This is a genomic window from Desulforhopalus vacuolatus (assembly GCF_016918505.1).
Classification (GTDB): Bacteria; Desulfobacterota; Desulfobulbia; order Desulfobulbales; family Desulfocapsaceae; genus Desulforhopalus; species Desulforhopalus vacuolatus.
Genome location: NZ_JAFFPZ010000001.1, coordinates 89,845 through 104,718 on the forward strand (window position 1 = coordinate 89,845; position 14,874 = coordinate 104,718).

At 48.1% G+C, this 14,874-nt stretch carries 13 protein-coding genes; 7 read left to right on the plus strand and 6 right to left on the minus strand.

Annotated elements, in window-relative coordinates:
• The first annotated feature begins 73 nt into the window (after positions 1-73).
• Both ftsH and folP read left to right on the plus strand, forming a co-directional pair.
• A complete protein-coding gene (gene ftsH, locus JWG39_RS00365) occupies positions 74-2,038 on the plus strand; it encodes an ATP-dependent zinc metalloprotease FtsH (protein ID WP_205217357.1) in 1,965 nt (654 codons plus the stop codon).
• Positions 2,039-2,155: 117 nt separating this feature from the next.
• Positions 2,156-2,968: a dihydropteroate synthase gene (gene folP, locus JWG39_RS00370; RefSeq protein WP_205217358.1), complete on the plus strand. Its 813-nt coding sequence runs from the start codon at positions 2,156-2,158 to the stop codon at positions 2,966-2,968.
• A gap of 516 nt (positions 2,969-3,484) precedes the next feature.
• Here the strand turns inward: folP and JWG39_RS00375 are convergent.
• On the minus strand, positions 3,485-4,231 hold the full coding sequence (locus tag JWG39_RS00375) for a cytochrome c biogenesis CcdA family protein (RefSeq protein WP_205217359.1): 747 nt from the start codon (positions 4,229-4,231) through the stop codon (positions 3,485-3,487).
• Positions 4,232-4,584: 353 nt separating this feature from the next.
• On the opposite strand from JWG39_RS00375, the gene JWG39_RS00380 reads away from it, so the two are divergent.
• The 3 genes from JWG39_RS00380 to JWG39_RS00390 are packed head-to-tail and all read left to right on the plus strand — an operon-like array spanning position 4,585 to position 7,337.
• Positions 4,585-5,577: a TRAP transporter substrate-binding protein gene (locus tag JWG39_RS00380; protein WP_205217360.1), complete on the plus strand. Its 993-nt coding sequence runs from the start codon at positions 4,585-4,587 to the stop codon at positions 5,575-5,577.
• Positions 5,578-5,580: 3 nt separating this feature from the next.
• Positions 5,581-6,069 (plus strand): TRAP transporter small permease, encoded by a 489-nt coding sequence (locus tag JWG39_RS00385; protein ID WP_205217361.1) that lies wholly within the window; start codon positions 5,581-5,583, stop codon positions 6,067-6,069.
• Positions 6,066-7,337, plus strand: a complete 1,272-nt coding sequence (locus tag JWG39_RS00390; protein WP_205217362.1) for a TRAP transporter large permease subunit — start codon at positions 6,066-6,068, stop codon at positions 7,335-7,337. The genes JWG39_RS00385 and JWG39_RS00390 overlap by 4 nt, the downstream gene beginning before the upstream one ends.
• 220 nt (positions 7,338-7,557) lie before the next feature.
• On the opposite strand, the gene JWG39_RS00395 is transcribed toward JWG39_RS00390, so the two are convergent.
• Entirely contained in the window at positions 7,558-8,046 is a 489-nt protein-coding gene (locus JWG39_RS00395; RefSeq protein ID WP_205217363.1) for an acyl-CoA thioesterase, read from the minus strand.
• Between the two features lie 758 nt (positions 8,047-8,804).
• On the opposite strand from JWG39_RS00395, the gene JWG39_RS00400 reads away from it, so the two are divergent.
• Positions 8,805-9,284, plus strand: coding sequence for a YaiI/YqxD family protein (locus JWG39_RS00400; RefSeq protein ID WP_205217598.1), 480 nt, complete (start codon positions 8,805-8,807; stop codon positions 9,282-9,284).
• Positions 9,285-9,518: 234 nt separating this feature from the next.
• On the opposite strand, the gene JWG39_RS00405 is transcribed toward JWG39_RS00400, so the two are convergent.
• The 4 genes from JWG39_RS00405 to JWG39_RS00420 all read right to left on the minus strand — a co-directional run bounded on the left by JWG39_RS00405 (position 9,519) and on the right by JWG39_RS00420 (position 13,933).
• Positions 9,519-10,223 carry a tetratricopeptide repeat protein gene (locus JWG39_RS00405; protein ID WP_205217364.1) on the minus strand — a complete coding sequence of 235 codons (705 nt, stop codon included), beginning with the start codon at positions 10,221-10,223 and terminating at the stop codon, positions 9,519-9,521.
• Positions 10,220-10,699 carry a hypothetical protein gene (locus JWG39_RS00410; protein WP_205217365.1) on the minus strand — a complete coding sequence of 160 codons (480 nt, stop codon included), beginning with the start codon at positions 10,697-10,699 and terminating at the stop codon, positions 10,220-10,222. The genes JWG39_RS00405 and JWG39_RS00410 overlap by 4 nt, the downstream gene beginning before the upstream one ends.
• A 665-nt stretch (positions 10,700-11,364) precedes the next feature.
• A complete protein-coding gene (gene pruA, locus JWG39_RS00415; protein WP_205217366.1) occupies positions 11,365-13,005 on the minus strand; it encodes an L-glutamate gamma-semialdehyde dehydrogenase in 1,641 nt (546 codons plus the stop codon).
• A 16-nt stretch (positions 13,006-13,021) separates the two neighbouring features.
• Positions 13,022-13,933, minus strand: a complete 912-nt coding sequence (locus tag JWG39_RS00420; RefSeq protein ID WP_205217367.1) for a proline dehydrogenase family protein — start codon at positions 13,931-13,933, stop codon at positions 13,022-13,024.
• 127 nt (positions 13,934-14,060) lie between these two features.
• Here JWG39_RS00420 and JWG39_RS00425 point away from each other — a divergent pair, with 127 nt between their 5' ends.
• Positions 14,061-14,789, plus strand: coding sequence for a GntR family transcriptional regulator (locus JWG39_RS00425; protein WP_205217368.1), 729 nt, complete (start codon positions 14,061-14,063; stop codon positions 14,787-14,789).
• Positions 14,790-14,874 lie beyond the last annotated feature (85 nt).

Sequence of the window (14,874 nt, forward strand, 5' to 3'; positions counted from 1 at the left end):
TACCGTGGCGCTCACCTTGTAAAACCATAACAGCACGGCAATTCAGCCCTCTGCCCATCAATGGAGAGTCCGTTTGAATACCTTTTACAAAAATCTGAGCATGTGGCTGGTTATCGGTCTCACCTTTATTTTGCTCTTCAATCTCTTTAACAAACCACAGACAGCCACCAACTCTATTCCCTACAGCGAGTTCGTCAGCGATGTGGAACACAAGAGCATCAGTTCCGTAACCATTAACGGTGATGTCATTACCGGCGAGCTGAACAGCGGACAGAAGTTTCGCACCATTTACCCGCTCAACGACGGCAAGCTTATGGAGATAATCCGCAACTCAGGTGCCTCCATTGAAGTGAAGGAGCTGGATAAAGATAACTGGATGATGACCCTTTTCGTCTCCTGGTTCCCAATGCTGCTGCTGATCGGGGTGTGGGTTTTCTTCATGCGCCAGATGCAGGGCGGTGGCAAGGGCGGAGCCCTTTCTTTTGGGAAGAATCGTGCCAAGCTCACCGAGCAGTCCGAAAACAAGGTGACCTTTGCCGACGTGGCCGGGATTGACGAGGCCAAGGAGGAACTTGAGGAAGTTGTCGATTTCCTCAAAGATCCCGGAAAATTCACCATCCTCGGTGGCCGTATTCCTACCGGTGTGCTCCTTACCGGCCCTCCAGGTACCGGGAAAACTCTGCTTGCCAAGGCCATTGCCGGCGAGGCGGATGTTCCTTTCTTCTCTATCTCTGGTTCCGACTTTGTTGAGATGTTTGTCGGTGTCGGAGCCTCCCGGGTACGTGACATGTTTGCACAGGGCAAGAAAAACGCGCCCTGCATCATTTTTATTGATGAAATTGATGCGGTAGGACGTCAACGTGGTGCTGGACTTGGAGGTGGTCATGACGAGCGCGAGCAGACCCTCAACCAGCTTCTTGTAGAGATGGACGGTTTTGAAACCAACGACGGTGTTATCATTATCGCCGCCACCAACCGTCCCGACGTCCTTGACCCGGCCCTGCTTCGCCCCGGCCGCTTTGACCGCCAGGTGATAGTCTCGGTCCCCGATGTCGGCGGCCGTCGGAAAATTCTTCAAATATATGCACACAAAACCAAGATAGACCCGCAGGTCAACCTTGACCTCATCGCTCGCGGAACTCCCGGTTTTTCCGGAGCCGATCTGGAAAATCTCGTCAACGAGGCTGCACTGATGGCAGCCCGCACCGGGGTCGGTCAGATCAATCAGGAATTACTGGAAAAAGCCAAAGACAAAATCATGATGGGTGCTGAGCGACGCTCCATGATCATCAAGGACAGTGAAAAAAGGATCACCGCCTTCCATGAAGCGGGCCATGCTCTTATCGCCTGGATGCTGCCCGAGGCGGACCCCGTACATAAGGTTACCATTATTCCCCGCGGTCGGGCCCTCGGCTTGACCATGCAGTTGCCGGAGGATGATAAATATACACACAGCCTCACCTACCTGCAGGATGAACTCTGTATTCTCTACGGCGGACGCATCGCCGAAAAGATTATCTTCAACGAGATCACCACCGGTGCCGGGAACGATATTGAACGCGCCACCGGCCTGGCCCGCAAGATGGTCTGCGAATGGGGCATGAGCGAAGAACTTGGGCCACTGACCTACGGCAAAAAGGAAGAGCAGATTTTTCTCGGTCGGGACATCAACCAGTCACGAGATTTCTCCGAAGATACTGCACGGCAGATTGATGCCGCTGTCCGTCGCATTATTAACGACGCAGTTGCCACCACTGAAAAAATTCTTACTGAAAACAGGGATATTCTGGAGAAGATGGCTGAGGAACTGATAGATAAAGAAACCATCATGCTTGAGGATATGGAGAACATCATTGAAGGACTCCGTCCCGATAAATACACTGAGGACATCAAAGAACGCCGCCGGAAAGAAGAGGAGATGAGAACTCAACCCATTCAGCCGGAAGAGAAAAAAGAAGAAACGGTTTTCACCGCCACTGAAGAACCGGAAGAAAAACCGACAGAAGCATCCGACGACAAAGAAAAACCGGAGGAGTAACAGCAACGCTTCTCTGAAAATTTCTTAAAGAACAGAAAGAGGGCAATGACATCAGTCATTGCCCTCTTTCTGTCTCCAGCGCACAGCTCAAAGAATAACTGGCAAAAGACGATAAACATGACAAAAACACGTACAAAAATAATGGCTGTACTCAACGTCACCCCGGACTCTTTTTCCGACGGTGGCAGATTCAATACTGTTGACACGTCCCTCGCCAGGGCAGCATCTCTGATCGCCGACGGGGCAGATATCCTCGACATTGGCGGGGAATCCACCCGTCCCTTTGCAACCTCCGTGGGACTCGAAGAGGAATTGCGCCGGGTAATTCCTGTCATTGAGGCTATCCACAGCGAGCACCCTGCAATTCCCATCTCCATTGACACCATGAAGGCAGAGGTGGCACGACAGGCCCTCGCCGCCGGAGCCACCATTCTCAACGACATTTCCGCCTGCCGTGCCGATGAAGCAATGGTCAACGTTGCGGTAAAAAGCAACGCTCCGCTGATTATCATGCACATGCAGGGCACTCCGCAAAATATGCAGGTCAACCCGCAATACAACAACGTGGTGGAGGAAGTGTTAAACTTTTTCCGCAAACGCCTTGCCAGCCTTGCCAACGCAGGTGTGAGCCGGGAAAAGATCATTCTCGATCCGGGCATCGGCTTCGGCAAACGACTGGAGCATAACCTCAGTCTGATCCATCATCTCAATCGTTTCGCCGAGCTGCACCAGCCGATACTTCTCGCCCACAGCCGCAAAAGCTTCCTTGGTGACGTCACCGGTATCAAGGAAGAATCGCAGCGGGACTTTGCGACAGCCACCGTTGCCGCCCTCGCCTGCGCTTCGTGGGTGGATATGGTGCGGGTACACAATGTTGCCCTCACTCGCGAAGCACTGCTGATAGCAGAAGCCATTGCTTCAGCTGGATAAGAGGGAGAAAAAAAAAGGGAGACGGGAGAAAGGGAAAAGCAAAAGACGGAACAGCGAAAAACTTTTTGCCAACGAATAAAAGCTCTAAACATTCGAATAAAGGCAAAAAAATTAAAAAAATATTTTAAAATTAAACAGATAATTGCTGTTGTTCTATCTTTACTCTTTGCGTTCTCTGGTTAACACAAAATGTAAATGGTATAATACCATTTCCATTTTGTATTGATTCATCACCATTGATAGAAAATCGGCACGGCAGTGGTTTCCCACAATGTTGTTGTAGAGACAAGGCATGCCTTGTCTACACTGTGACGGGAAACGTAACGATAACAGTGGAATTACACAACCATTGGTGGGCTAAACTGGTAGTAATTCCCGGAATTATTAAGAGCAGGTACAACCGCGATTGGGCCCCCCAAATGAGGCATAACTTAATAGGAATGGTATAACTTGATATCGGAGTCTGGCGTTTACCTCCAAGGTTTGAAGACCTCCCGCCTGCCCCAGGGACATTTCTCAGGAAAACAACAGCCCGGAGGTAAGCCAGTAGTAGAAAATATAACCGCCGGCAATCAGCAGCAGAACTGCGGAAATTTTCTGCACCCACGGCATCACCCTGCGCAGAGTGCTGACCACAACCCCCTCACGTAAGACCGCAATCCCAAGAGTCAGCAGCAGGATGATACTTCCCATACCAAGGATATAGCTGATAAAAGGCCAGATACCAGTAAGAAAATTCCCTGATGAGAGCGAACTCCCCACCACCATGAGAAAGATCGGCAGGGTGCAGCCAAGCGAGGCAGCCCCGAAGGCGAGACCAAAGAGAAAGAAGCCGCGCACACTGATATCACGGGGATCGCCAATCTTCGCGGAGAGACTCTGAAAACCACCAAAAGAGAGATTTTTCCCGGCGAGCATTGCCAGCCCGAGCAGGAAGAGCAATCCTCCCACGATCAATGCGACCCAGGGCATAAACTCCATCAAATAGCTTCCCCCTGCGGAGACAGCAACCCCGACAGCCCCAAAAAGCAGACCGAAACCTGAGGTCACCACTGTGGCAATCCACACTGCCTTAAAAAGACGCAGCAGAAAGGAGCCGTCACGAAAGGTTTGATCCTGAGCCCCGAGATAGAGGGTGAGATAAATGGGCAGCATGGTGAAACCGCAGGGATTTACGGCTGACACCATTCCTGCCCCGAAAGCGTATCCGAAGGGCAGCAGTGTTGCAACCTGTGCCAGCCATTGACTTATTTCTGCCTGCATGATGACCTCTGTGCTGTAGATATTTTGGAACAAATTGAAAGAGTTCTCAAAATAATCTCCCTGACGAAAATAGCAACGCACACTTCCTGCCTCTGCCATCCCGTTCGCAGAAGAGACATCGACACGAAAACCCGAAACAAAAGTATCCCGCCGTCCTCTTTATAAACACTGATCAAGGGCCTAAAACAGTCTTCTTCCTGCAAAAAAAATCCATTTTTTTTCATTTAAAGCCTCTCTTCATGCAATTCTCCTCACCTTACGGTATAGTCTTTTTTCTTGGGCGGGGGCCTTCCCATGCCAAATACAGGCTGTTTTTTATTCTTCAATATCTCTTTTTATTTCAGAGGATTACTATGAAAAAGTGTTGCCTTCTCGCAACGGCTCTGCTCGTTGCCCTGTTCCTGCCGATCTCTGCTTCTGCAGAGGAGGCGCAAACCCTGCGTATTACCCTGCAACTGCCGCTGAAACACCATCTCGGAACCAACCTGCAGAATTTCAAACAGGAGGTTGAAAAAGAAAGCAACGGCAACCTGAAGGTGGAAATATATCCCTCCGCGCAGCTCTACAAAGACAAGGAGGTTCCCGAAGCGGTCGCCTCCGGTGCCATTGAAATGGGTGTTGTCTCCGTACCGCAGTTTGCCGGAACCATCCCCGCCATTGATATTTTCTATGTTCCCTTTGTCTTTGACACCCCCGAGAAAATACAAAAAGCCACCGCTCCCGGCAGCGCTATCCGTTCCGAGCTGGATGCAGCCATCCTCAAAACCGGAACTCGTGTCCTCTGGTGGCAGGCCTACGGCAGCTCCATCATCCTTACAAAGGATAAACCTGTGCGTCTCCCTGGCGATTTGAAAGGAATGAAGATTCGCGTCTACGGGAAAACCCTCGGCGATATGGCCACCACCCTCGGAGCTGCGCCCACCATGCTCTCCGGCTCGCAGCAGTTCATGGCCTATCAGCGTGGAACCGTTGATGCCGGGATGACCGGCATCACTCCGGTAAAATCCCGCAAGCTGTATGAAGTAATGGACAATATGACGCTCACCTACAACGCCGATATTGAATTTGTAGTTATCATCAACGAGCAACTCTGGCAGAAACTCTCCGATACACAGAAGGCAATCATCACCAAATCCGCCCGCCGCGTGGAAAAAGAGCTGCGCGAAAAGGTCGGTCAAATTGAGAAGGCCGATCTCGCCTTTGTGAAAACAAAGATGAATGTCATCTCCCTTACCAGCGAAGAGCGGAGCCTGTGGCGCAAAGCCACCGCACCAGTTATCGAGAGCTACATCCAGCGCACCGGAGATCTCGGTAAAAAACTCATCGACGAAGCTGCAAAGCTGTAAATTATGCTGCGAATTATCGATTCCATTACCCGCGCTGCCGCTCTGCTGGCAGCGTGGCTCTTTTTTACCATCGGCCTGATGGTCACCTGGGAAGTGATCATGCGCAAGATTTTCAACGCCCCCACCATCTGGGCGGATGAACTTTCGCGCCTTCTCCTCGTCTGGGCGGTCTATCTCGCGGCGGCAGAGGTTCTGAAACGCCGCAAGCTCATTACTGTGGAGCTTTTTGAGCATCTTCTCAATAAGAAGGCAATACGTTATTTCGACCTGCTGGCACTCCTCGTTATCTTCATCTTTTCCGCAGTGGTCACCTGGTACGGACTCGGCACAGTAAGAGATGCCATTGAACTCGGACGCAAGACCTCCAGTATCCTCGCCATTCCCAAATGGGTCACAGAAAGTTCTATTCCGGCGGGCTTCGGGCTCCTCGCAATTCAGGCAGTGGCAGAGGGAATCAAAGCCATCTGCCGCAGAAAGGAGGTGTCCCCGTGACAACACTGTGGATCCTGCTGGCACTCCTTGCCCTGCTCCTCTGCCGCATTCCGGTGGCCTTTGCCCTCGGCGGCATTGGCCTGAGTCTGCTCTACGTTAAAGGCTTTTCTCTGGCCATGGTACCGTTAACACTCTACGGTTCCATGGATAATTTTGTGCTGCTCTCCGTGCCTCTCTTTCTGCTGATGTCAAACATCCTGCTGAAGGGTGGCGTCGGCAAAGATCTCTTTACCGCCGTACAAAGCTGGGTGGGACACTGGCCGGGCGGCCTCGGTATTGCTACCATCATCAGCTGTGCCATCTTCTCCGCCATTTCCGGCTCCTCCCTGGCCACAGCGGCCACCATCGGAACTGTGGCCATTAGCGAAATGACAGCGCGCGGCTACAGCCGCCCTTTTGTACTGGGCCTGGTAGCGGCTGGTGGAACTCTGGGAATTTTAATTCCACCCTCCATCCCGATGATTGTCTATGGCGTCATTACCGAGGAGTCCATCGTCTCGCTGTTTCTGGCAGGCATCGGACCCGGTCTGCTGCTGGCAGCCTGTTTTATCATCTACTGTTTTCTCTATGGAAAGTTCAGCTCCAGCTATCAGCCGGTAGCGAAGGCAACCCCTGCAGAGCGCGGGACAGCAACGCTGAAGACCATCCCCACCATCTGTATTGCGGGAATTGTCATTGGCGGAATTTACGCTGGCTGGTTCACTCCCACGGAATCGGCGGGGATCGGCTTCAGCCTCTCCCTTCTGCTGGTGACTGCCATGAGGCGGATGAGCTGGGGAATGCTTTATGTGGCCGTACAGGAATCGATGGTTACAACTGTCACCCTTTTTCTCATTGTCGCAGGCGCAAAACTCTTCGGCAAGGCAATCACTCTCTACCGCATCCCGCAGGAAATCTCCCTGTTGATCACCAGCAACATTTCCGAACCGGCAATGTTTGTTTTTCTGATCTGCATGGTCCTGCTGCTGATGGGCTTTTTTCTCGAATCGATGTCGATGCTGCTTATCATGATGCCGGTAATCTACCCCTCACTCGGAGGACTGGGAATCGATCCGATATGGTTTGCCGTGATTTTTGTCATAATGATTGAGTGTGCTCTGATTACACCGCCGGTGGGCCTGAATCTTTTTGTTATCCAGGCAGTCTCACAGGCTCCCCTTGGAGAGGTCATTCGCGGGGTGTGGCCCTTCATTCTCATGCTGGCGGGCTCCATTATCCTGCTGTGGTTTATACCTGACCTGGCCTTATATATTCCGTTCAAGATGTAATTCCACCGTTATACCCCTGTGGCGACAACGTGGTGTTGTATCGTTTCGCGGGGTATCGGTGATGGTTGCCATTCTGGTGATTATCGCCACCGTAGAGACAAGGCATGCCTTATCTACACAACAAAATACGTTGGGATCTATATCTCAAAAAACCTGCTGGATGTTTTCTTCCCTGGTCTCAACCTGGGAAGAAAACATCCTTGAGGGAATGAATTATTTACTACTTTTTTTGGTGATTTTCTTCTTTTTTTCTTTCATCTATTCTTACTTTTTTCCTGTCTTTTGCTTCTGCGTTTCTGCGCTTCTCATCTGCAGTTTCTAAAAGTAATCCTGGCACCTGGCATGGTTTACCGTTTTTATCTAACGCAACAAATGTCAAATACGCCGATGCAATGTGTTTCGTTTCTCTTGTAAAAACGTTTTCAGCTTCGACTCTCACTCCAATTTCCATGGAGCTGCTTCCTGTAAGATTTATGCCAGCTTTTAAACTTATTACTTCTCCGATAAAAACAGGATTATGAAAACTGATACGATCAATAGAAGCCGTTACTACATTGGTCCCGGCATGTTTGAAGCCAACAACACTGGCTGCATTATCAATCATTTTCATGATGACCCCACCATGAACGTTCCCGGCATTATTGGCATCAGTGGGCAGGGATATACTGCTCATAAAAACTACGCTGTCTTGAATTTTCTTTTTATCCATTTTTTTCTCCTTTGTTTACAGTTAAATTGATTACAATCACCACTGGTCAAAATATCAAGGAATACAAGAGTATTCAAGGGACCCTGCCGTGTAAACATGGTCTCCAGCTCCAATGCAGAAAACATCCTGTTTCTTCCGGTATCATGAGACAAGCAAAGTAACGCCGCGATCCTGAATGTTTACCTCGCTGATCTTCCACCAGTCTCGCCGATCACAGGCAAACGATGGCTCCCGATGCGGCACATCAAAGTGTAATCATAGTCTTGAATCTAAGCGTAAATTATTGTCTACTATAGTAAATTATACGTTTCTATAAATCCTTAAAGATCTTCGATAAAACCGAAGTTTAAAAGATTCTCCACGTATGTACTCGATAGACTCTACCAAGCTACAATATCCATGGCTGCTGTAGTACAACAGTTTACACGAATTACAGGGATTGCAGGTTCCTTTTGCTTTCAATTTTCATTATGCATGTTTTATTTATAAATACAACCGTTTAAGATAGTATTCTTTGAGTAAAAGTATCCTTATATATTTCTACTATATACTGCATTTTACTACATTATAAATGAATCTATACCATACTTATTTGCATAGACAACATCCAACTTTTTATCCCTTGAGAGGACCGCATAAATGAAACCGCATGATCTCTTTGTCGCCACATTCCCAGGTTGAGCCTGTTGACAAAGGGAGGCGACAAAAGAGTGTATGAAGAATAAAAATAAAACATGAACAACATAATTAATATAAAAATGAAAATATGGGTAGATGCAGATGCGTGTCCGGTCGTAATCAAAGATATCTTATTTAAAGCCGCTGAAAGAACAGGCATACGATTAACTCTTGTTGCGAACAAACCTGTTCGTATACCAGCATCGTCTTATATCAAATTTATTCTCGTTTCACCTGGCCCTGATGTCGCCGACAAAGAAATAGTTAAGAGACTTGAAGTTGGAGATCTTGTTATCACCAGTGATATTCCTTTAGCTGCAGACGTTGTTAAAGAAGGAGGTTTTGCTCTAAATCCTCGTGGTGAAATGTATACAACGGAAAACATAAAAGAAAGATTAAGTACCAGAGATTTTATGGATACCCTCAGGTCAAGCGGGATAGACACTGGTGGCCCATCAGCCCTAAGCAAACGGGACCGTCAATCTTTTGCTAATCATTTGGACCAGTTCTTGAGAAAAAATTCTGAGAATACATATCGGGACAGGAACGGCCATCACTGACCGCCCTTCCCACACTCTACCGGGCTATGATAAACATCGCGGAAGGGAGAGTAAACGCAAGGGTTCCTTGAATAATCTTGTATTTCGTTCATGTTCAAGGCACAGGAGAAAATTTACCGGAGGTATATGTTTGATATTCCGAGGATAAATTTTTGACTGTAACGAAGAAGATGGGCGAAAGACTGATTATTCAAGGTACCCGCAAATGAGACAGGGATAAGGCCCCAATGCATTTCATGGCTGCCTGTGCGCCGCTTTATACCGGATCGTGATATCTGCATAGCAGCGTAACCAGAAGTCCCCTTCCGGCGAAGAGAAAAAACCGGGGCGTTTCAGGCCAAGGCCATAGGCAACACGGGCGTTCTCATACGCACCGTCAATATCACCGGACCTGTCCCGCACTTTTGATTCCAGGAAAAAAGCCAGAGGCGATTCCGAATCATATTCCAAGGCCTTTTGGGCATCTTCCTGGGCGTTTTTATTCTCTCCGATTGCCAGGTGAGACAAACCCTGGCGGGCATAATAATAGGATTTCAGCGCAGGTGTTAAAGGGCTTGAAGTCTCAAATCCTTTTTTAAAATCACTCAGGGCGGCTGCATACTTTTTCTGTGTGTAAGCAAGATCTCCCCTTCGCAGATAACACAAACCGCAGTCTGGCTGAAGCTGGATTGCCTGCCCCAGAAATGTGACTGCTTTTTCAGGATGGCCACGGCGGACGGCAATGGCATACTGCAGTTTCAGCGCCTCTGCTGTAATTCTTGTATTGTTTCCCTGGGCAAAACGCGTCCGTCTGGCATGGCGCATGGCCTGATCCATGTCCCGGTGCTTATATGCGCGATATGCAAGACTCAGTTCTTTTTGGGCATCCAGAACAAAGACACCAGCCCCCAGTAATCCCAATGCCACGAAAAAGGTCAGGATTCGGGCCCATGTAATCACCGGCTCTCCTTCGGCTGGCTGTTAATGCCCACAAGCAGAAAAAACACCATGAAAAAAAGGTCGAACAGGTTTAAAAAAATCCAGAATCCCCCGTTAACCCCCAGTTGGAAATTCTTTGCGACCGCGCCCCCGAGAAGGGTTATTCCCCAGATCGACTCTTGTGTTCCCCCCTGGATCACCCGCCCCAGCCAGCCCACAGGATCAAACCATGGCTGGGCCATACCAAATCCAATGGCCTGGGCCACCATGAAACAGGCAAAAAATATCAGAACCAGTGTTATGGAACATGGCTTTTTTATAGTTTTCCGGTGAGTTAACGTCGTTGAGCAGACAATCACCGCCGCCCAGGGAATAAACAAGCCAGCAAGGACTCCCTGGCCCAGTACAAAATACCCATACCAGTACCTGGCCCATCCGGCAACAACACCAGCGAAAATTGCCAATCCCATACCGGCTGCCAGGTAACAAAGCGGCATACGCACTGTTTTCCTTTGTGACTGGACCGTTACATTTTGTGTCTTTTCAACGGTCATACCCAATTTTTCACCTCACATTTAAAAGATGCCCCTTTTGATTCTCCACCAGGCCCCCTTGTTGAAACACCTGGTCTCTCAATTCCATATAATACCATTCCTATTAAGTTATACCCTGTTTTGTCTCCTGTTTATCCATTCATGGTTACAAACGACAAAAGGAACCACGAATGGACACGAATAAACACGAATTATTACTGAAAAACCATAAGAGAATGCCCTTGTAAACCACGGAAGACAGGGAATATGAGAGCGTAAAACGCTCAACCCCGACTTTCGGATGACTCCCAAAGTTGACTAATAATCCTGGTGCACTGTACGGCTTAACTTCGGATACAAACGTTTTCGTTTAATGCGTTGTCCCTGTTCGTGAACATTCGTGTCCATTCGTGGTTACAAACTGCAAAAGGAATCACGAATAGACTCGGATAAACACGAATTATTACTCATTCGTAATCGCCAAAAAAGATATCTACGCAGTTGCGTTCTCTGGTCAATACAAAATGTAAATGGTATTATACAGGGGAAACCGAAAAACCCCAATACCATAACCATGGTATCGGGGTTTTCTTTTACAGGGTACTGCAGAAGCATCTCCGCAGTTTCACTCAATCCTTTTGCAGAAAGGGGTATTCATAAGTAGAAGGTGCCAGAAATGTCTCTTTCACTGTTCTCATGGAAACCCAGCGCATGAGGTTGGCTGCCGACCCGGCCTTGTCGTTGGTGCCGGAGGCACGACCACCGCCAAAAGGCTGTTGACCGACAACAGCACCGGTGGGTTTATCGTTGATATAGAAATTGCCTGCGCTGTGCTCCAGAGCCGCCATGGCAGTACCTACCGCCAGACGATCCTTTGCAAAGATACTTCCAGTAAGCGCATAGGGAGAACTTTCATCACACAACCTCAAGGTCTTTTCATAATCAGCGTCATCATAAACATACACGCTTATTACCGGCCCGAAGATCTCTTCAACCATGGTTTTAAAATGGGGATCGGTTGCCAGAATGACGGTAGGTTCAACGAAATAGCCTTTGCTGTCATCACATCCACCGCCGATAAGAATCTCCGCGCCATCGTTATCTCTGGTGTACTGAAGATAGGAAGAGATATTATCAAAAGCGGCCTTATCGATAACAGCACCGACAAAATTGGTGAAATCAGTGGGGTCACCCATTTTAATGGTACTCATCTGCGCCCGAACCTCTTTCTCAATATCGCCCCAGAGAGATTTCGGAATAAAGGCCCGGCTTGCAGCAGAACATTTTTGACCCTGGAATTCAAAGGCACCCCGCACAATCCCGGTGGCGACCTGTTTCGCATCTGCAGAGCTGTGCACAAAGATGAAATCCTTACCGCCGGTTTCCCCGACAATTCTCGGATATGCATGATATTTGGTGATATTTTCGCCGACAGTTTTCCACATTGACTGAAAAACACGGGTGGAACCGGTGAAGTGAATTCCTGCAAGGTGTTCACTTGCCAGTGCAGTATTCCCCACATCAGAACCAGAGCCGGGAACAAAGTTGATAACTCCTGGCGGAAGCCCCGCCTCCTCAAAGATCTGCATCAAGAGGTATGGCGTATATACAAGTGCGGAAGCAGGTTTCCAGACCACTGTATTGCCCATCATGGCGGGAGCAGTCGGCAGGTTACCCGCAATCGCGGTAAAGTTGAAAGGAGTAACGGCAAAGACAAAGCCTTCCAGCGGGCGGTACTGCACGTAATTCCACACTCCTTCAGAAGAAGTGGGTTGATTACGATAAATTTCTTCAGCATATTTTGCATTGAAGCGGAGGAAGTCAATCAATTCACAAACAGCGTCAATTTCTGCCTGGAATACAGTTTTTCCACCAACCAGCATCGCCCCGGCATTAATCTGATAACGATATTTTTTCGAGATAAGCTCGGCAACCTTCAACATAATCGCCGCACGCTCTTCCCAGCGAATGGAACGCCACATTTCCTGGCTCGCCACGGCACAATCAATGGCCTGCTGAACCTCTTTCGGTCCCGCTTTATGGTATTCAGCAAGAACATGGCCGTGATCATGAGGCATGGTAACTTTACCCATATTGCCAGTTCTCACTTCTTTCCCGCCGATGATAATGGGAATTTCAATCTTTGTTGCCGCCATTTCTTTCAACGCAGCCTGCATGGCCTTTCTCTCCGGACTTCCGGGAGCATACGAATAAATAGGTTCGTTGGTCGGTTCTGGAACATTGATGATGGCGTTGTTTACTAAATTCATAGGTATTCCTCTTGTTTTAACCTTTAACAAAAATTGCTTTGACAGCCATTGAAACCATATTTGGATTTTCTTTCAGTCGACGGGTGCAATATCCAAACCAGTCGGCACCATAAGGGAGATAAACCCGCATGGGATGGCCTTTATCAATGATAGATTGACGCAAACCCGGTGCTACGCCATAGAGCATTTGGAACTCATATTTATCTGTGGGAACTTTATATTTTTCCAACAGCTTATACGCACCTTCAACGAGGGCCGAATCGTGGGTGGCAATCGCCGGAAACATCTTCAATTTCAGCATCACCTCCAAATCTTCGAGGTAATGATCACGAACGTCCTGCGCATCTTTAAAGGCAATCTCCGCAGGCTCAACATAGATACCTTTACAGAGACGGAGATTCACCGGTGCTTCAGGTGTATTGAGATCCGCGAGGCTCTCAATATCACTTTTTGTCCGTTTCAACATTGCCTGTACAACAAGCCCGACATGATTGGGGAATTCCTGCTTGAAACGTCGGAACATGGCAATTTCCATATCGGTGCATGGAGAATCTTCCATATCAATCCGGATAAAACGGTTATAGGAGACAGCCTTTTCGATCAGCTCATGAATATTTTTCTCACACACCTCTTTATCAAGCAAGAGGCCGAAAAATGTAGGCTTCACCGAATAGCTGGTGGCAAGACCTGCTTTTTCCGTTCTTTCAATCAGATCGAGATACTCTCTCTTGTTCTGCTCGGCCTGATCAAGGCTGGTGATAAACTCCCCAAGAATATCAATGGTAGTTTTAACCTTTATTTTATTGAGTGCCTGCACTTCCTCCATGGCCTGTTCAACATTTTGACCAGCAACGTACTCCCTGGAAAAACGCCATACAAAGGACTGTGGAAGGTATGGTAAAATATTTGCTACGACTTTTTGTAACATGTTGTATCTCCTGTTTAATTTTTAAGTATATCCCTTTTGCACTTGAAGATTGTATACAATTAATGTATAAGGATTGTACGAATATCAAACAAACATGTCAACTATTTTTGATTCACAGGAGAAAAAAATGACAAAAAACGTTGAAAAGCATGATAAGGAGCAGCAAAAAGAAAAGGAGAACAGATCTTCCGAGGAATTTGCCTATCAGAAGTTAAAAACGGCCATACGCAAGCGTTACATCACCAGAGGAAGTAAACTTGTTGAAACAACTCTTGCGGAAGAGCTCGGCATCAGTCGGACCCCTGTCCGCAGCGCAATAAAACGCCTTGAGTCAGAAGGCCTCGTTAATATTTTCCCTAATCGGGGCGCTTTTGTGATAACTCCCACCCGCAGAGAGATTGAAGAGACCTTCCAGGTGCGGGCGGCCCTTGAGTCCATGGCCATTGAACTGGCCATAGAGAAGGCGTCGGATGAGCAGATAGCAGAACTTCGCCACATCATCAACAGGGAATATGAGATCCTTGAAAGAAAAGCCATGAACGAGTACTGGCCGAATAACAATGCCATTCACCTGAAAATAGCGGAAATGAGTGATAACCGTGTCCTTTTCCTGCGCGTTTCCGAGATTCTCGAACAAAGCTCTCTTTATCTGGTACTCTACGATCCTTTCTCCCGCCTGGATTACTGTCCCATGGCGGAGCATGAAAAACTTTTTGCAGCCCTGAAAGCAAAAAATAAGGCGGCAGCACGCGCCGCCATGGAGGAGCATCTGAAAAGTTCAACGGCATACGTGTACGTCGCTGAAGAGGTACCTGAAGATTACATCTCCCTTCACTCAAAGATGGAAAATCCTTAAAAAATACAAGTTGAATTAATACTACAAAGATGTAATCTTTTTCATCTCAAGGATTTACGATTATGTCCATGAACGGGTGGCGGGA